This is a genomic window from Altererythrobacter sp. B11 (genome assembly GCF_003569745.1).
Lineage (GTDB): Bacteria > Pseudomonadota > Alphaproteobacteria > Sphingomonadales > Sphingomonadaceae > Croceibacterium_C.
In genome coordinates this window covers 1,505,319-1,521,554 of the sequence record NZ_AP018498.1, presented here as the reverse complement: position 1 = coordinate 1,521,554, position 16,236 = coordinate 1,505,319, and the positions used below count along the sequence as shown (strand labels likewise).

General features: G+C 69.2%; 17 protein-coding genes. 12 read left to right on the top strand and 5 right to left on the bottom strand.

Annotated elements, in window-relative coordinates:
* Positions 1–74 precede the first annotated feature (74 nt).
* Both mgtE and AEB_RS07270 read left to right on the top strand, forming a co-directional pair.
* Positions 75–1,487, top strand: a complete 1,413-nt coding sequence (mgtE, locus tag AEB_RS07275; RefSeq protein ID WP_119082586.1) for a magnesium transporter — start codon at positions 75–77, stop codon at positions 1,485–1,487.
* 199 nt (positions 1,488–1,686) lie between these two features.
* The gene (locus tag AEB_RS07270) at positions 1,687–2,079 is read left to right on the top strand and encodes a DUF1489 family protein (protein WP_119082585.1); all 393 of its coding nucleotides are present in this window, start codon (positions 1,687–1,689) and stop codon (positions 2,077–2,079) included.
* Between the two features lie 586 nt (positions 2,080–2,665).
* On the opposite strand, the gene AEB_RS07265 is transcribed toward AEB_RS07270, so the two are convergent.
* The gene (locus tag AEB_RS07265) at positions 2,666–3,799 is read right to left on the bottom strand and encodes an Acg family FMN-binding oxidoreductase (RefSeq protein WP_119082584.1); all 1,134 of its coding nucleotides are present in this window, start codon (positions 3,797–3,799) and stop codon (positions 2,666–2,668) included.
* A gap of 255 nt (positions 3,800–4,054) precedes the next feature.
* Between AEB_RS07265 and AEB_RS07260 the strand changes: the two genes are divergently transcribed.
* From AEB_RS07260 to AEB_RS18385, 3 genes are read left to right on the top strand one after another with little or no spacing between them, the layout of a single operon-like run.
* Positions 4,055–4,405 (top strand): hypothetical protein, encoded by a 351-nt coding sequence (locus AEB_RS07260; RefSeq protein WP_119082583.1) that lies wholly within the window; start codon positions 4,055–4,057, stop codon positions 4,403–4,405.
* A 59-nt stretch (positions 4,406–4,464) separates the two neighbouring features.
* A complete protein-coding gene (locus AEB_RS07255; RefSeq protein WP_119082582.1) occupies positions 4,465–4,767 on the top strand; it encodes a hypothetical protein in 303 nt (100 codons plus the stop codon).
* 15 nt (positions 4,768–4,782) lie between these two features.
* Positions 4,783–5,355, top strand: a complete 573-nt coding sequence (locus AEB_RS18385; RefSeq protein WP_231958951.1) for a hypothetical protein — start codon at positions 4,783–4,785, stop codon at positions 5,353–5,355.
* On the opposite strand, the gene AEB_RS07245 is transcribed toward AEB_RS18385, so the two are convergent.
* From AEB_RS07245 to AEB_RS07235, 3 genes are read right to left on the bottom strand one after another with little or no spacing between them, the layout of a single operon-like run.
* On the bottom strand, positions 5,356–6,054 hold the full coding sequence (locus AEB_RS07245) for a DsbA family oxidoreductase (protein WP_119082581.1): 699 nt from the start codon (positions 6,052–6,054) through the stop codon (positions 5,356–5,358). It lies immediately after the preceding gene.
* 1 nt (position 6,055) lies between these two features.
* The gene (gene nudC / locus AEB_RS07240) at positions 6,056–6,922 is read right to left on the bottom strand and encodes an NAD(+) diphosphatase (RefSeq protein ID WP_119082580.1); all 867 of its coding nucleotides are present in this window, start codon (positions 6,920–6,922) and stop codon (positions 6,056–6,058) included.
* The gene (locus tag AEB_RS07235) at positions 6,922–8,226 is read right to left on the bottom strand and encodes a serine hydrolase domain-containing protein (RefSeq protein ID WP_119082579.1); all 1,305 of its coding nucleotides are present in this window, start codon (positions 8,224–8,226) and stop codon (positions 6,922–6,924) included. Before AEB_RS07235 ends, nudC begins: the two co-directional genes overlap by 1 nt.
* Positions 8,227–8,330: 104 nt before the next feature.
* On the opposite strand from AEB_RS07235, the gene AEB_RS07230 reads away from it, so the two are divergent.
* From AEB_RS07230 to AEB_RS07220, 3 genes are all read left to right on the top strand, one after another.
* Entirely contained in the window at positions 8,331–8,552 is a 222-nt protein-coding gene (locus AEB_RS07230; RefSeq protein ID WP_119082578.1) for a hypothetical protein, read from the top strand.
* A gap of 233 nt (positions 8,553–8,785) precedes the next feature.
* Positions 8,786–8,992, top strand: a complete 207-nt coding sequence (locus tag AEB_RS07225; RefSeq protein WP_119082577.1) for a cold-shock protein — start codon at positions 8,786–8,788, stop codon at positions 8,990–8,992.
* 60 nt (positions 8,993–9,052) lie between these two features.
* Entirely contained in the window at positions 9,053–9,268 is a 216-nt protein-coding gene (locus AEB_RS07220; protein WP_119082576.1) for a hypothetical protein, read from the top strand.
* Positions 9,269–9,573: 305 nt separating this feature from the next.
* On the opposite strand, the gene AEB_RS07215 is transcribed toward AEB_RS07220, so the two are convergent.
* Positions 9,574–10,605: an A/G-specific adenine glycosylase gene (locus AEB_RS07215; protein WP_119082575.1), complete on the bottom strand. Its 1,032-nt coding sequence runs from the start codon at positions 10,603–10,605 to the stop codon at positions 9,574–9,576.
* A gap of 29 nt (positions 10,606–10,634) precedes the next feature.
* Here AEB_RS07215 and AEB_RS07210 point away from each other — a divergent pair, with 29 nt between their 5' ends.
* The 4 genes from AEB_RS07210 to AEB_RS07195 all read left to right on the top strand — a co-directional run bounded on the left by AEB_RS07210 (position 10,635) and on the right by AEB_RS07195 (position 16,170).
* Positions 10,635–11,168: a DUF721 domain-containing protein gene (locus AEB_RS07210; protein ID WP_119084519.1), complete on the top strand. Its 534-nt coding sequence runs from the start codon at positions 10,635–10,637 to the stop codon at positions 11,166–11,168.
* On the top strand, positions 11,165–11,845 hold the full coding sequence (locus AEB_RS07205; RefSeq protein WP_119082574.1) for a thioredoxin domain-containing protein: 681 nt from the start codon (positions 11,165–11,167) through the stop codon (positions 11,843–11,845). The genes AEB_RS07210 and AEB_RS07205 overlap by 4 nt, the downstream gene beginning before the upstream one ends.
* A 107-nt stretch (positions 11,846–11,952) precedes the next feature.
* Entirely contained in the window at positions 11,953–12,711 is a 759-nt protein-coding gene (locus AEB_RS07200) for a thioredoxin domain-containing protein (protein WP_119082573.1), read from the top strand.
* A 33-nt stretch (positions 12,712–12,744) separates the two neighbouring features.
* Complete coding sequence (locus tag AEB_RS07195; RefSeq protein WP_119082572.1) at positions 12,745–16,170, top strand: chromosome segregation SMC family protein; 3,426 nt, start codon at positions 12,745–12,747, stop codon at positions 16,168–16,170.
* Positions 16,171–16,236 lie beyond the last annotated feature (66 nt).

Below are 16,236 nucleotides of genomic sequence, written 5' to 3'. Positions count from 1 at the left end.
GGCGATATAGGCCGATGTGCGGCGATGTCACCCGCCCGCTTGCTTTTGCAGTGCGGTAGAATAGGACCGCCGGGATGGCCGACGACGATCTCCCCACGCTGACCGAGGAGCTTCCCCGCGAGGAAGACGAGCAGCTGGACGAGGAGAATCGGCTGAAGCCGGAATTCGTCGATTCGGTTGTCGAGGCGCTGGAGAGCGGCGACGAAGGCCGGGCCTACGAGCTGGTCGAGCCGCTCCACCCCGCCGACATCGCCGACCTGCTGGAGCTGCTCCAGCCCGAACGCCGCCACCGGCTGGCGGCCGCCATCACCGACCTGATGACCGTGGAGGTCATCACCGAGCTGAACGATTACGTCCGCGACGACATGATCGAGGCGCTGCCACCGGGCGCCGTGGCCGAAATCGCCGAACAGCTGAATACGGACGATGCCGTCCAGCTGATCGAGGATCTGGAGCCAGAGGACCAGCGCGCCATCCTGGCCGAGATGGAGCCGGAAGACCGCGCGGCGATCGAGAATGCGCTGTCCTATCCGGACGAGACGGCCGGCCGCCTGATGCAGCGCGAGCTGGTGGCGGTGCCGGAACATCTCAAGGTGGGCGACCTGATCGACTACCTGCGCGAGAACGAGGATCTGCCCACCGAGTTCTGGGAAGTGTTCATCGTCGATCACCGCCACCGGCCGGTGGGTGCCTGCCAGCTTTCGTGGATCCTGCGCACGCCGCGCCATGTGCCGCTGGCCGATGTGATGATGCGCGACCAGACGCTGATCCCGGTGGACATGGATCAGGAAGAGGTCGCGCTGCGCTTCCAGAAATACGCCCTGATTTCCGCCGCCGTGGTGGACGAAAGTGGGCGGCTGGTCGGCCAGCTGACCGTCGACGACATCGTCCACATCATCCAGGAAGAAGCGGGCGAGGACGCCCTGCTGATGAGCGGCGCGGGCGAAGGCGACATCAACGAGCCGATCCGCGATGCCTATTCCGCGCGCGTGCGCTGGCTGGTCGCGAATCTCGGCACGGCGCTGGTCGCCAGCCTGATCATCGCCGCCTTCGGCGCCGCGATCGAACAGCTGGTGGCGCTGGCCATCCTGATGCCGATCGTCGCCAGCATCGGCGGCAATGCCGGCACGCAGACCATGGCCGTGACCGTGCGCGCCATCGCCACCAACCAGCTGACCAAGTCCAACACCAGCCGCATCCTGTGGCGCGAATTTCGCGTGGCGATGCTGAACGGCGCCACCGTGGCCGCGCTGATCGGAATTGCCACCGCGGTGATCTTCACCCCCGCGCTGGGCATAGTGATCGCGGTGGCGGTAACGATCAACATCCTCACCGCCGGGCTGGCGGGCGTGGCCGTGCCCGTGCTGTTCGATCGCATGGGTCAGGATCCGGCGGTGGCGAGCAGCGTGTTCGTGACCATGATCACCGATTCGATGGGCTTTTTCGCCTTCCTCGGCCTCGCCGTGGCGAGCGGTCTGGTAGGCTGAACGCGCCCGCCTGGAACACGCTGGAACAGGGTTCATGCGCAAAAAACCTGCGCCCCCGGATCTGGTATAAAATCGCAGGATTGCAGGGGTATGGAAGGGGATGCGGGCCATCCCGCCTCTGTTCACAAGGGCGCGGCTGTAGGACAGGCCGGCGTTGTCCGCACTCGCAGGATCGGCCGGTAATCCCTACATTGCGGCCATGCCGCTCAGCATGACGAAGATCGCCTATCGCTCCGCCGGTGTGGACGCCCTGCGCCAGTGGGTCGAAAGTGGCGCAGAGGCGCATATGACCACCCGCTACCTGCCCAAGCGGCATGCGGAGATGATCGGCGGATCGCTGTACTGGATCATCGAACACGCGATGGTCGCCCGCAGCGAAATCCTCGGCTTCGAGCAGCGCGAGGACGGGCGCTGGACCATCCGCCTCGCTCCCCGCCTGATCCTCGTCCACCCCCGCGCCAAGCGCGCCCATCAGGGCTGGCGCTATCTCGAGGAAGAGGACGCCCCACCCGACCTCGCCCCCGGCGACGTGGCAGGCGACGTGCTGCCGATCCGGCTGGTCCGCGAGCTGGGCAAGCTGGGGCTGGTGTAGCGCGGGGGACGGCTGCGCCTGCCATCGTGGTTTCGCGCCGGCACCCGCCCCCCTCGTCATTCCCGCGCAGGCGGGAATCCAGTCTGGCGCCGCCGCCTGCCGCTCTGGATCCCCGCCTGCGCGGGGATGACGAGAGTAGGGGGAAGTCGGCCGCAGTGGCAGTGATAGCGCCCCCACCCGCTCGTCCTGAGCCTGTCGAAGGACACGCACCAAAGCTACCGGACGGGGGCCATGGCAGCGCGTGGCCTTCGACAAGCTCAGGCTGAGCGGGTGTGGTGAATTGCGGAACACCCACTTTCCCCTTTGTCATTCCCGCGCAGGCGGGAATCCAGTCGGGCGCTGGTGATTGCCGCTCTGGATCCCCGCCTGCGCGGGGATGACGAGGGTGGCGGGCAATTCCCCGGCAGTTGCAGTGACAGCGCCCCCATCCCCCGCTCGTCCTGAGCCTGTCGAAGGACGCGCACAAAGCTGTCGGACGGGGGCCATGGCAGCGCGTGGCCTTCGACAAGCTCAGGCTGAGCGGATGTGGTGAATTGCGGACCCCCCGCTCCCCCCTTCCCGCGCCGGCGGGAATCCAGGGGGCGGCTCATGCTTCGATCACTGCCGCCACCGGGCGCCGGGGGGTCATGGGCATGGGATCGCCATAGCCGAAGCGCAGCAGGAGATCGGGGCGCATCCGGCCCATTCCGGCGAGCGCGGCCAGGTCACTGCGGAATGCGGCGACTTCCACCGGCTGGTTGACGAAGGAGAGCTTCATGCCGAGCGCCGTCGCCTGCAGGGCGAAGCGCTGGCAGGCCCGGCCCACCCGCGCCCAATGTTCGGGATCGGCGCGCTCGCCGCTGAACACCGCAAGGCCCGATGCGCTGTCCATCAGGCGGGCGTAGCGGTCGTTCTCGCCCTCCGTGGTGAAAACGAGGGGAAAGATAGCGTGGCCCACCCACTCCGGCAACGGAGGGTTGCCGCTCACCACGCTGGGGATGCCGTCGCCATCGGCCAGCGCCGCGCGCGGGCTGAAGCGCAACCAGTGGACCAATTCGCGTCGGAAGGCCGCGTCACCCATCTGCCGCGTGTTCGCGGCGATCACCAGATCGCGCGCGGCGGCGATGGCGGGTCGGTCAGTGAGCAGCCGGAGATGCACGCCTTCCTCCGCCGCTGCCTGCTCCAGCACGGCAAGGTGTTCCGGCGGAACGGCCCCGCCCGCAAAGGGTGCGCGGGTGGACTGGCGGCGCGGAATGGCATCATACAGCGCGGACCGCCGCGGCTCGCCCCGGCCATAGTCATAGATCAGCCGCCCGCGATCGAAACGCAGCTCGCCCGGCAAGCCGCAGGCCGCCGCCGCGAGTGCCAGGTTTTCCGCCGCGCAGCCGAGGCTGACGAAAAGGTGGTGATCGTCAGGGTCCACCACGGGCGTGCGCCGCGTAAAATCCGGCGCGATGGCGATGCTGCCTTGGTCCAGGGTGAAGCGCCATGGCTGGGTGTTGTGGCCGTTTGGCGCGAGTGTGGCGTAACGCACCAGTTCCACAAGGCCGCCACTCGCTCGCAACGGGGCGCGCTGGTTTGACATGCGCGCCGAGTAATCCGCCATCGATCCCATTTGCACGAAGCCGGCGCCACCGGCAGCCGCGGCAAGGCCCAGCACCGCACCGCCGCCGATGAGCACGTTCCGGCGGGTGAGGCCGGCGGGCAGCAGCGACGAATCGCGTGGGTCGGGATTGGGCATGGGCGCGATGATCCGCCCTGCGGCCTGAAGGCGCGGCCCGTAATGTTCCGGAGGCGACCGGGCGGCAACGAAGGCGCGCAGCCTTCGACAGGCTCAGGCTGAGCAGGTGTGGTGAGGTGCACGGCGGCCTTGGTGGCCTAACCCCCGATCTTCGTCATTCCTGCGCAGGCGGGAATCCAGCCGGGCACCACCGAAGAGAGAGCGCGCGTCCGCCGGGGATTTGCCTTTGCCGCCGTCGCTGCGTAATCCGCAAGCGTGCCCCTGCCCCGCGCCTTCCTGCTGTTCCGCCTGCTCGCCGCGCTGATGCTGGCGACGATCGGGCTGCAGGCGACGCCCGCCCGGCCGGTGCTTCCCCAGCGCGATCACGGATCGGCTTTCAGCGTCAGTACGGCGGAAGTGGCCGTGGCCGCACGCCGCGAACGCGCGGAAGAGGTGCAGGTGGTGGAGCAGGCGCCGGCCCTGTTGCACGTACATGCCGATCTTGTGCCCGCCTGGCCCGCAGTCCCGGTCAGCCGCACGGCCTGGCCCCCAGTGCAGGCGCGCGGTCCGCCGCCGCGCGACTTGCGCGGCCCGGCGGCTTCGCCAAGGGCGCCTCCCCTCTCCTGATCCGCACCGCGCGCGGGCGCTGTCTCGCGCATACCTTGCCGCGATCAGGATGATCCATCATGTCCAAGAATACAGCGGGCGCCGATGCGCGCCCGAACCAGCGCGAGCGGGCGGAAGCCCTGCTTGCGTCCTATCCCGACCTCTCACCCGATGAACTGGAGGAACTGCTGGAGTGGTTCCGCCGGCGCGCGTCCTCGCTGGATGTCGCGCTGGTCGCCAGCAATGAGCGTATCCGGCGCGGCTACAGCCGCTTCCGCGCCGACCATGTGGACCGCTTCACCCCGCGCGACCTGCTGCTGGCGAGCCTGTTTGCCGGCGCCGTGCTGGCGCTTGTCATCGCCATCGGCCTGCTGGGCCGTTGAAAGAGGGGACGCCCGATGCATCTGTTCAGCCTCGCCCTCTTCATCCTTTCCACCGCCGCGCTTTTCTGGGCGCTGATCGGCATGATGGCGCCGCGCCTCGTTCGGCTGGGGACGGGCTGGCGGGCGATCATGCTGGCCGGCTTCGCCTTCATCGGCATGATCGCGGCAGTTCAGCTCGATCCGCTGCGCCCGACGGCGCGGGGCAATGCGCTACCCCTTCTGGCGACGTGGGCGATCCTCTGCCTGGGCGCCGCGATCCTGCTTCGCACGCGGCACCGCCACTTTCGGAACGGACTGCGCCCCTCCGCCATTGATCGGGAAAGGAGAGAAACCATGCCCGAACGCCAATCCCGCCACGGCGACAACGAACTGATCGACCGAATGAGCGAAAACCCCACGCCCGGGCAGCAGTCCCGCTCGGGCGGCAACGTCAATCGCGCCGTCGGCACGCGTGCGGAGCTGAACCGCGCCACCGATCCCGATGATCGCGAGCGCGCCGTGGGGAGCGACAACCCCGCGGAGGATGCGGAAAAAGGCCCCGTCAGCAGCGCGAAGCTGCAGAAGGAGCAGGACGCGGGCAACAGCTAGTCAGGCCGGCGCGCTCTCCGCCCCGGTGGAGAGCGCCAGCGCCCGGCGCAGCATGTCGGCAAATGCTTCCGGCTCGCGCGCGCCGGGCACCAGATACTGGCCCGCGATCACGAAGCTGGGCACGGAATTGATACCGGCTTCCAGCCCGCGCTTTTCCTCCATGCGCACGGCCATGGACAGCGCCTCGTCATCCAGAGCCTCCGCTGCGGCGGCGCGATCGAAGCCGCTTTCTTCCGCCACATCGAGCAAGGTCTCTCGCTGGCCGACGGGTCGCCGCTGCTGGAAATGCGCCCTGAGCAGCGCAAGCTTCAGCCGCGTCTGCGCCTCCGGCCCGTGCTCGGCCAGCACCCAGCGAAGCAGGCGATGCGCGGCAAAGGTGTTCCAGATCATCGCCGGTTCGCCATCGGTGCTGCCGAGCTTCATCGGAAAACCTACCCGCTCCCCCGTGCTCGTGATGCGATCGCGCATCTGCGCCATATCATCGGGCGAGCGGCGATAGACCTCGGCCAGATGGCGATCCTGTTCCTTCCCCTCTTCGGGCAGGTCGGGGTTGAGTTCGAAGGGCATCCAGCGGGTTTCCACCGCGATCTCCCCCTCCAGCATATCCACCGCCTTGGCGAATTGCGTGTAGCCGATGGCGCACCACGGGCACATGACATCGGACCAGATATCGACCGACAGCCTGGGAATATCGTTCATCTTACTGCTCCAGCCACCAGCGCAGCATGGTGTGGGCAATGGCCTGTGGCGGCGGGGGCAGGAAGCTGGCGCCATCGCTGCCCGGGGCCATCGCCCGCTCGATTTCCTCCCGCGTGAACCAGCGCGCATCTTCCAGCTCTTCGCGGTCGAGCGCAAGCGTGGGATCGTCGGCCCGCCCGATACAGCCGATCATCAGTTGCGACGGGAAGGGCCACGGCTGGCTGGCGATGTAGCGCACATCGCGCAGGCGCACGCCCGCTTCCTCGAACACTTCGCGCGCGACCGCCTCCTCCACCGATTCGCCCGGCTCCACGAAGCCGGCCAGCGCGGAGAATCGCCGCGGCGGGAAACGGGGCTGGCGGCCGAGCAGCAGGCACCCGTCATGCTCCACCAGCATGATCGCCACCGGGTCCACGCGGGGGAAATGCTGCGCACCGCAGGCCGGGCAATCGCGCTGCCACCCTCCCTTGGCGGGATGGGTTTCGTGCCCGCAGCGCGCGCAGAAGCGGTGCCGCGCGTGCCAGTCCGCCAGGCTGCGCGCGGCGCCATAGATCGCCAGGTCCACCGCGCCGAGCAGCGCCATCGCCGCCCAGCTCTTCTGATGGGCATAGGCGGGATCGGGGTCCCCCTCCTGCGGCACAGCGGCAAAGCGCGGCACTCCGTCCATCAGGCCGAGGAACACCAGCTCCGCACCTTCGCCCGCTTCGGCCAGCGGCACCCAGCGCAGCGTCCCGGCCTCCGCAGCGGGCGCCAGCCCTTCGAGGACCAGCAGCAGAGCATCTCCCTGCAGCAATTCCGCCAGCCGCGCCGGATCGCGCCGCAGATGGTCCGCCCGGTCGAGCGGCTGTCCGGTGAAGGCAATGTCCATCAGTTGGCGGCGATGCGCCGTGCATCCGCAAGCGCGGCGGCAAGGAAATCGTCCGGCAGGCCATAGGCCTGCGCCGGCATATACTGCGTGAATTCAGCCATTCGCAGCCCCCGCGCCATGTCGACGAAGCCGGTCGTCCCCGCCGCACCGAACCAGCCGTAGAGCGCGCCGTCGCGGCTGACCCGCCCGCCGGCACCGAAGCCCATGCTGTCTGGGATCGGCGAACCGGGCCGCACCGTGTCCGGCAGCAAATTGGACGTGCCCAGCCGCACGGCCTGCTCGCTCATCACCCGCCGCCCCTCGATCGCGCCGCCCCCGGCCAACATCGCCAGGAAGCGATCGTAATCGCGCGGGGAGGAGACGAGCCCCGCCCCGCCGAAGGGAAAGGGCGGCTTGTCAAGGAACACCGAATTGCCCGGCAGGTCGATCGGCACAGGCTCGCCATTGAGCACGAAGTAATTGGCGGTGAAGCGGAATTTCTCCGCCTCCGGCACCTGGAACCAGGTGCTCGCCATGGCGCAGGGATCGAAGATCCGCTCTTGCAGGAAGCTGTCGAAGCTCTGGCCGCTGGCCACTTCGATCACCCGGCCCATCAGGTCCAGCCCCACCGAATAGCTCCAGCGCGTGCCCGGCTGATAGACCAGCGGCAGCTGCGCCAGCGCATCGGCGAAGGCTTCCAGGCTGGGCGCGGGCGAACCGCGCATCATGCCCGGCAGTTCCAGGCGCGAAACCTGCGCCGGCACCAGCCCGCGCTGGAGATACGCCTCGGCGATCGGGCCCTGCTGGGCGAGCCGGCCATAGCCCAGCCCCGCGGTGTGGGTCAGCAGATGGCGGATGGTGATCGGCCGCTCGGCCGGCTCCAGATTGTCCTCCGTGATCGGCCCGTCGGCCTGCTTCTGCACCTCCATTTGCGCGAACGCGGGCAGCAGTTCGGCCACCGGCTGGTCCAGCGCAATCCTGCCTTCGTCGCACAGGATCATCGCCGCCATGCCGGTGACGGGCTTGGTCATGGAATAGATGCGATAAAGCGAATCCGGATCCGCCAGCCGCTCGGCAAAGAAGCTGTCACGCCCACGCGCGATGAAATCGGTGGGCTGGCCATTCACCCCCAGCGCGCAGACGACATTCGCCACCCGGCGATCCTGCACATAGGGCGCGATCAGCGCCTCCACGTCGCGCCAGCGCTCCGCCCCCGTGGCAGCAGCGGGCAGCGGCAGGCCGCCCAGCGCAAAACCCGCCCCGGTGGCGGCCGCGCCGCGCAGGAACAGGCGCCTGTCGATCAGGGATGGCTCGATATGCGGCATTGTGGCGACCTTTCCTGTCCCGCCCCCGGGCGGGACCCTAGAGGACTCGCGAAGCGACAGGCAAGGCGCTTGCATTGCGTCAGTGTGTTGCCCATATAAGACACATGTTCAACCTGCTCTCCATCCTCCTCGGCTTCGTCGCGCTGGTGCTGGCGATTCCCTCCACCATTCCGCTGCTCGGCTGGGGCAACTGGTTCGTTCTGCCGGTCGCGCTGGTGGGCGCCGGGCTCGGCGCGCTGTCGAGTTCCAACGGCGGGCGCAACTTCTGCCTGATCGTATTCGCGCTGGCCACGGTGCGCCTGATGCTCGGCGGCGGGCTGATCTGAGGGGCGGCTCACCGCATCCCGCCCGGCCGATTAGGTAATCCGGCCGGGGCGTGGTATACCGCTTTTGCTGACGTCGAATTTTGCGACGGACTTCGGCGCTAAGACCAAGGCTTGCCCGGTAAAACGGCGCGGCCCGCCCCTGACGACGACTTCCTTTCGATTGACGACCTGACGCACGACCTCGCTCCGCACGGTGCGGCGCGAACCACACGGTTTCTCGAAAGGAAACGCATATGCCCATCGGCACAGTAAAATTCTTCAACGAAGACAAAGGCTACGGCTTCCTCGCTCCGGAAGATGGCGGCCCGGACAGCTTCGTCCACATCACCGCCGTGCAGGCGGCAGGCATGCAGACGCTCAACAAGGACCAGCGCGTGTCCTACGAAGTCGAGCGTGGCCGCAACGGCAAGGAATCGGCCGTCAATCTGGCCTCAGCCTGATCTCGCGCTAACCGGGGGCGGCCCGCCGCCCCCGGTATTCATTCAGCAAGGGAGAGGGCCATGAGCCAGAGTTTCGAATTCTACGACGAACGCGCCCGTGAAGCCGCCACCGAAGCGGAAAACGCCCAGCTCGACATGGTGCGCGAACGCGCCCTGCGCGCCGAAAAGACCTGGCGCGGCCTCGCCAGCCAGGCGAAGCGCGTCGAACTCGACCGCGCCAAAGCCGAACAGGTCCGCGCCGAACGCCGCGCCGCGGAAGCCGAAGCGGCCGGGTGACCGCCCCCCGAAGGCGCGCAGTGCGCGGCCTTCGACAGGCTCAGGCCGAGCCGATTTGGTGCCGTCGGCGCCTCTGCGCTTTCCATTGCACCGACACCATTCCCCCTTCACCGTTCCGTGGAGGAGAAGGCAACTCTCTCCCTCGTCGTTCCCGCGAAGGCGGGAATCCGGTCGAGCGACGGTCCCCACTGGATCCCCGCCTGCGCGGGGATGACGAAAGTGAGTGGCGCGCGCGATGCCGCTCACCGCTTGCTTGCCCATGTCTCCCCCGCTCGTCCTGAGCCTGTCGAAGGACGCGCGCAGCCTTAGCCTTCTTCCGCCAGCCCGATCCGCGCCGCCTTGGCGAACAGGGTCGGTAGCCCGGCCGTCTCCAGTTCCGCGATCGGGTGCCATTCCCCTTGCGGCGGATTCGCCGCGACCTTTCCCTCCAGCGCCATCACCGCAAGATCGAGGGTGAAATGGGTGAAGCCATGGCGCACCGTGCCGAGGCTGCGCCAGTCTCCTTCCAGCGGCGGGGTGCCCGTGCCATCTCCGGCTGCGCTCCAGCCGTCGTCCGGCAGGGCGCGCATGCCGCCCAACATGCCTTCGCCCGGCCGCGTGACGAGGAGCACGCGTCCCTCGCGCACGATCCACCAGGCCGTGCCGCGACGGTGCGGCTTCTGCTTCTTTGCCGGCTTCACCGGCAATTCCTCCTGCCGGCCCGCCATCCGCGCGCGGCATTCAGGGGCGAGCGGGCAGAGCAGGCAGCGGGGGTTGCGCGGGGTGCAGATGGTGGCGCCGAGATCCATCATCGCCTGGGCGAAATCGCCCGCGCGCCGTGCGGGTGTGATCGTGTCCGCCGCCTGGCGGATCGGCTTGCGCGCGGCGGGCAGGGGCTCCTCGATCAGGAAGAGCCGGGCGACCACCCGCTCCACATTGGCATCCACCACCACCGCCCGCCGGCCGAAGGCGATGGCCGCCACCGCCGCCGCCGTATAGGCGCCGAGGCCCGGCAGGCTGCGCAGCCCCTCCTCCGTATCGGGAAAGCCGCCGCGCGCCGCCACGGCGCGCGCGCAGGCGATGAGATTGCGGGCGCGCGAGTAATAGCCGAGGCCCGCCCACGCGGCCATCACCGCCTCCTCCGGCGCGGCGGCCAGCGCCGCGACATCGGGCCATAGCCGGGTGAATTTCTCGAAATAGGGACGCACCGCGGCCACGGTGGTCTGCTGCAGCATGACTTCCGACAGCCACACGCGATAAGGATCGGCTGCGCCGCCGCCGGGCGGCACGCGCCAGGGCAGCGCCCGCGCATGGCCGTCATACCAGGCGAGGAGATCGTGCGAGACGCTGTTATCCATCGCCGCGCTATGGCATGGCACGTGGCGAGATGGAACGCGATCGCGAGACGAAGAAGGGCCGCAGCCCAAAGCCCTATGAACGACCGCGCGGGGGGCCGGCACGGCAGGTGGCGGATCTCGTGCCGCAGATCGGCCGGGCGGCGTTCCGCCGGTTCGGCTTCGTCCAGTCCAGCGTCGTCACCCGCTGGCCCGAGATCGTCGGGCCGCAGCATGCCAAGATCTGCAGCCCCGAAGCGATCCGATTCCCGCCGGGGGAGAAGAGCGAGGGGATATTGCAGCTGGTGGTGCTGCCGGCCCACGCCCCGCTGATCCAGCATGTGATCCCCGAGATCATGGAGCGGGTGAACCGCTTCTTCGGCTACAACGCCGTCTCGCGGGTCAAGCTGCGGCAAGGCGTGGTTCAGCCGCCGCGTGATGAAAGCGCCCCCAAGGCGCCGCCTTCGCTCAAGCCCATCCCGATGGAACTGGGGGACAGTTTGCGCGATATCGGCGATCCGGAACTGCGCACGGTGCTCGAATCGCTGGCCCGGAGCATCGGCGCCAAGGAGGAACGGCAGAAATGATCTTCAGGCGGATCGCCATGGCGATGCTGATGGCGGTGGGGGCAGTGGCCCTGGGCGGTGCCACGACCAATTGGAACAACACCGTGGCCCGCGTGGACGGCGGCCACCGCATCGGCAATCCCGATGCCGCGGTGAAGCTGACCGAATATGTCAGCTACACCTGTTCGCACTGCGCCGATTTCACGCGTGAGGCGCAGGATGCGCTGAAGGCGGGCTATGTGATGCCCGGCAAGATGAGCCTGGAAATACGCCACCTGATCCGCGACCCGGTGGATCTCACCGCGGCGGTGCTGGCCAATTGCGGGCCGGCGGGGAAATTCCCGCTCAACCATTCGGCCTTCATGCTCGGCCAGGACAAATGGATGGAGGCCGCGCGCAAGGCCACCAAGGCGCAGCAACAGCGGTGGTATAGCGGCGAACAGGCCGCGCGGCGGCGCGCGATCGCCAGCGACCTCGGCTTCTATGCGATCATGGAACGGCGCGGCTACAGCCGGGCCGATGCCGACCGCTGCCTGAACGACGATGCGACGGCGGAGCAGATCGCCAAGGTTTCCGATCGCGACTGGAAGAAGCCGGGCATCGGCGGCACCCCGTCCTTCGCCATCAACGACACCGTGCTGGCCGGCACGCATAGCTGGAACCTGCTGTCCCCGCAGCTTGCCGCGCGCCTGCAATAGCGATTTGCGTGGGCGAAGCTGTGGAAACAGCCCGCCCGCGCTTCAACCCCGCTGTGCCTTCGTCTAGCCTCCGCGTTCCCGCGAGGCCGAGAATACGGAACGATCCCATGACCAGACTGACATTCCCCCGCCTGCTGATCGCCGGCCTCGTCGCGCCGCTGGCGCTCGGCCTCGCCGCCTGCGGCTCTTCGGACGAGACGGCCGAAGGCGCCCCGCCGAAGAGCGAGCCGATCGCCGCCATCCCGGCGCCGCAGGGCACCAGCTGGACGGAAGTGGCAGCCGTCACGCCCGAAGGCGGCTATCGCGAAGGCAAGCCCGACGCGCCGATCAAGCTGGTGGAATATGCCAGCCACACCTGCCCCCACTGCTCCGATTTCGCCGCCGAAAGCGCCGAAGGGCTGGAGAAAATGGTGGCGAGCGGCGTCGTCAGCTATGAACTGCGCAACCAGATCCACGATCCGCTGGACCTGACGATCGCGCTGCTCGCCCGCTGCAACGGGCCGGAAGCGTTCCATCCGCTGACCCGCCAGGCATGGTCCAGCCTGCAGGAAATCTACGGCACGGCGCAGTCGAATGCGCAGGCAATGCAATCCGCCATGCAGGCGCAGGATGACAGCCGGTTCCAGCGCATGGCCGAAGCTGCCGGGCTGATCGATTTCTTCGCCGCGCGCGGCATCAGCCGTGAAAAGGCGCAGCAATGCCTCGCCAACACGCAGGAAGCGCGCGAGATCGTGGAGCGGTCCAACACCCAGTCGGACGAACTGGCGGTGACCGGCACGCCGACCTTCTTCATCAACGGCAAGCGGATCGAAGGCACGACCTGGGAGATCCTGGAGCCGGCGTTGCAGCAGGCCGGGGCCAGGTAAGCCCCGGAAGCGCAAGGGGGGCCGGGGCGCGCGATGCTGATCAGGAAGCTCAAGCTGTCGGGCTTCAAGAGCTTCGTCGAGCCGGCAGAACTGCGCATCGATCCCGGGCTGACCGGCGTGGTCGGCCCCAATGGCTGCGGCAAATCCAACCTGCTGGAAGCGATCCGCTGGGTGATGGGCGAAAACTCGCCCAAATCCATGCGCTCCGGCGGGATGGAGGATGTGATCTTCGCCGGCACCGAGCGGCGGCCGCAGCGCGATTTCGCCGAAGTGGTGCTGCACGCCAGCGACAAGCATGGCGAGGAGCTGGAAGTCACGCGCCGGATCGAGCGCGGCGCGGGCAGCGCCTATCGCATCAACGGGCGCGACGTGCGCGCCAAGGATGTGGCGCTGGTCTTCGCCGATGCCGCCACCGGGGCGCATAGCCCCGCCCTCGTCAGCCAGGGCAAGATCGCGCAGGTGATCGCCGCCAAGCCGGCGGAGCGGCGCATGATGCTGGAAGAGGCGGCAGGCATCGCCGGCCTTCACGTCCGCCGCCGCGATGCCGAAGGGAAGCTGCGCCAGACCGAGGCCAATCTCGCCCGGCTGGAAGATTTGATGGCCGGGCTCGACAGCCAGATGAACGCGCTGCGGCGGCAGGCCAAGCAGGCCGAACGCTACAAGGCACTGACCGAGCGGATCCAGCTGGCCGAGGCGCGGCTGCTGTTCGCCCGCTGGCGCGATGCGGCAGCGGCCGCCGATGCGGCGCGCGCGCAGGCGCGCGAGGCGGATCGGCGGGTGGAGGAGGTGCAGCAGGCGGCGCAGCAGGCGCAACGCCTGCAGGCCGAACTGGCAACGCGCCTGCACGAGGCGCGCGAGGAACTGGCCGACCGGCGCGACGATGCCAGCGCCCACGGCCACCGCATGGCCTCGCTCGCCAGCCAGCTGGAAGCCGCCGAGCAGCGCCTGGCCGATCTGGACCGCCAGAAGGCCCGGCTGGAGGAGGATCGCGGCGAGGCGGACCGGATGACGCGCGACGCCGCGCAGGCGCTCGCGAAGCTGGAACAGGATCTCGCCGCCGGGGAAAAGGCGCTGGCGGCGGATGAGGCGCGCCAGCCGGAGTTTGCCGCGCGAGCGGAAGATGCGGAGCGCGCCGGCCGCGCCGCCGAGCTCGCCCTCGCCCGTGCCACGGCCGACCATGCCGGCGTGGAAGCCGAATGGCGCGTCGCGGAAGCCGAACTGGCCCAGGCGCGCGGCCGGCTCGATCGGCTTGAGGGCGAAGCGCGGCGGCAGGACGAATCCCGCCGCTCTCTCGCCGGGCAGGCCGATCTCGATCGCGCCGCCGCCGATGCGAAGGCAGCGGTGGCAGCCGCCACGCAGCATATCACCACGCTGCGCGAGACGCTGGACGCCCGGCGCGCCCGCAAGGACGAGCTTACCGCCGCGCGTGACGAGGCAGCCAGCGCGCTTGCCTCCGCCCGGGCCGAACTCGCCGGGGTGGAGCGCGAATGGCAGGCGCTGAAGCGCGACCGGGAAGCGCGCGCCCGGCAGGCCTCGGGCAAGCAGGGCCTCGCCACGGCGATTGACCGGCTGACCGCCGAACCGGGCTATGAGCGCGCATTGGCCGCGGTACTGGGGCGGGATGCCAAGGCGCCGCTCGGCATGCCCGCCGCCGACACGGAAGGTCGCTTCTGGACCGGCTCCGAGGCTCCGGCGCGCGTCGCGGACAGCCTCGCCGCCCATGTGCCCTCCTGCCCGCCCGAACTCGCGGCGCGGCTGGCGCTGGTGCATGTCTGCGCGGAGGATGACGGCCGCACCCTCGCCCCCGGCGAATGGCTGGTGACGCGCGGCGGGCATCTGCGCCGGTGGGACGGCTTCGTGGCGCGCGGCGAAGGCGCGGCCGAAGCGGCCCGGCTGGAAGCGGAGAACCGCTTTGCCGAACTGGACGCCGCTCTCCCCGCGCTCCAATCCGCCGCGCAGCAGGCGGAAGAAGCCCAGCGGCAGGTGCAGGAGGAGCTGTCCGCCCTGCAGCGCGAGCTGATCGGCGCCGAGCGGGAGATCGCCGAAGCCGGCGACCGCGAACGCGCCGCCTTGCGCGCGCTGGATCAGGCGGAGGCCGCGCGCGAACGGCTGGCTTTGCGCCTTGCCGAGCTCGACGAAGCCGCTGCCGAGCTGGCCGAGCAGCAGGCCGCCGCCCGGCAGGACATCGCAGCGGCAGAGGCGCGCCGCGCCGCCCTGCCCGATCCCGAAACCGGCCGCGCCGCCCTGGCCGCCGCGCAGGCCCGCAACGAAGCGGCGCGCACCGCATCGCAGGCGGCCACGGCGGCGCTGGCGGGGCATGAGCAAGCGCTGGCCGTGGCGCGCGAGCGGGTGGCGGCGCAACGCGCGGACATCAAGGGCTGGCAGGCCCGCGCCGGCGATGCCGCGCGCCGCCTTTCGGGCATGGAACAGCGCTTTGCCGAAATTGCGGAGGAGCGCGCCGTCTTCGCCGCCAAGCCCGAAGGGCTGATGCGCGAGATCGAAGGCGGCGAAGCCGTGCGTGATCGACTGGCGCGCGATCTGGCCGAAGCCGAAGGTGCCGTGGCCACCCTGACGGCCGAAGCGAAGGAAGCGGACGCCGTGCTCGCGCAGGCGAACGAGGCGCTGGCCACCGCGCGGGAAGGGCGCGCCGGGGCCATCGCCCGGGCGGAAAACGAGGAGGTGCGGCGCGAGGAAATGGCGCGCATTTCCGGCGAGCGCTTCCAGTGCCCCCCGCCCGTGCTGGCGCGCCGCTTCGCCTTCGAACCTGCCGATGTGGCCGCCCATGCGGAGGAATCCACTGCGCTGGAAAAGCTCACCGCCGATCGGGAGCGGATCGGCCCGGTCAATCTGGTCGCCGCGGAGGAACTGGCGCGGATCGAGGAAGAGCATGGCAGCAGCGCCGCGGAGCAGGCCGAACTGGCCGAGGCGGTGCATCGCCTGCGCGGCTCCATCGGCAATCTCAACCGCGAGGGGCGGGAGCGGCTGCGCGCCGCCTTCGAAGCGGTGGACCAGCATTTCCGCCGCCTGTTCACCCGCCTGTTCGAAGGCGGGCAGGCGCATCTGGCGCTGGTGGACAGCGACGATCCGCTGGAGGCGGGGCTGGAAATCTTCGCCCAGCCGCCGGGCAAGCGGCTGCAATCGCTCACCCTGCTGTCCGGCGGGGAGCAGGCGCTGACCGCGGTGGCGCTGATTTTCGCCTTGTTCCTGACCAATCCGGCGCCGATCTGCGTGCTGGACGAAGTGGACGCCCCGCTGGACGATGCGAATATCGACCGGTTCTGCGACCTTCTGGACCAGATGGTGCGCGAGACGCAGACCCGTTACCTGATCGTGACCCACAATGCCGTGACGATGAGCCGGATGCACCGGCTGTTCGGCGTGACCATGGTGGAACGGGGCGTTTCCCGACTGGTCAGCGTGGATCTCGGCGGCGCGGAGGAATTGCTCGCCGCCGAATGATTTCCAGCTGGCGTAACAGATCGTCATCTTCGCGAAACAACCGCGAAATCTCACTTTCCTATCCCC

Excerpts from the sequence above, each read along its gene's own strand:
- AEB_RS07225 (WP_119082577.1), top strand. The coding sequence starts at position 8,786 with ATGCCCATCGGCACAGTAAAATTCTTCAACGAAGACAAAGGCTACGGC.
- nudC (WP_119082580.1), bottom strand. The coding sequence starts at position 6,922 with ATGGACATTGCCTTCACCGGACAGCCGCTCGACCGGGCGGACCATCTG.
- AEB_RS07230 (WP_119082578.1), top strand. The coding sequence starts at position 8,331 with ATGTTCAACCTGCTCTCCATCCTCCTCGGCTTCGTCGCGCTGGTGCTG.
- AEB_RS07265 (WP_119082584.1), bottom strand. The coding sequence starts at position 3,799 with ATGCCCAATCCCGACCCACGCGATTCGTCGCTGCTGCCCGCCGGCCTC.
- AEB_RS07235 (WP_119082579.1), bottom strand. The coding sequence starts at position 8,226 with ATGCCGCATATCGAGCCATCCCTGATCGACAGGCGCCTGTTCCTGCGC.
- AEB_RS07210 (WP_119084519.1), top strand. The coding sequence starts at position 10,635 with ATGGAACGCGATCGCGAGACGAAGAAGGGCCGCAGCCCAAAGCCCTAT.
- AEB_RS07200 (WP_119082573.1), top strand. The coding sequence starts at position 11,953 with ATGACCAGACTGACATTCCCCCGCCTGCTGATCGCCGGCCTCGTCGCG.
- mgtE (WP_119082586.1), top strand. The coding sequence starts at position 75 with ATGGCCGACGACGATCTCCCCACGCTGACCGAGGAGCTTCCCCGCGAG.
- AEB_RS07220 (WP_119082576.1), top strand. The coding sequence starts at position 9,053 with ATGAGCCAGAGTTTCGAATTCTACGACGAACGCGCCCGTGAAGCCGCC.
- AEB_RS07195 (WP_119082572.1), top strand. The coding sequence starts at position 12,745 with ATGCTGATCAGGAAGCTCAAGCTGTCGGGCTTCAAGAGCTTCGTCGAG.
- AEB_RS07215 (WP_119082575.1), bottom strand. The coding sequence starts at position 10,605 with ATGGATAACAGCGTCTCGCACGATCTCCTCGCCTGGTATGACGGCCAT.
- AEB_RS07270 (WP_119082585.1), top strand. The coding sequence starts at position 1,687 with ATGCCGCTCAGCATGACGAAGATCGCCTATCGCTCCGCCGGTGTGGAC.
- AEB_RS07245 (WP_119082581.1), bottom strand. The coding sequence starts at position 6,054 with ATGAACGATATTCCCAGGCTGTCGGTCGATATCTGGTCCGATGTCATG.
- AEB_RS07255 (WP_119082582.1), top strand. The coding sequence starts at position 4,465 with ATGTCCAAGAATACAGCGGGCGCCGATGCGCGCCCGAACCAGCGCGAG.
- AEB_RS18385 (WP_231958951.1), top strand. The coding sequence starts at position 4,783 with ATGCATCTGTTCAGCCTCGCCCTCTTCATCCTTTCCACCGCCGCGCTT.
- AEB_RS07205 (WP_119082574.1), top strand. The coding sequence starts at position 11,165 with ATGATCTTCAGGCGGATCGCCATGGCGATGCTGATGGCGGTGGGGGCA.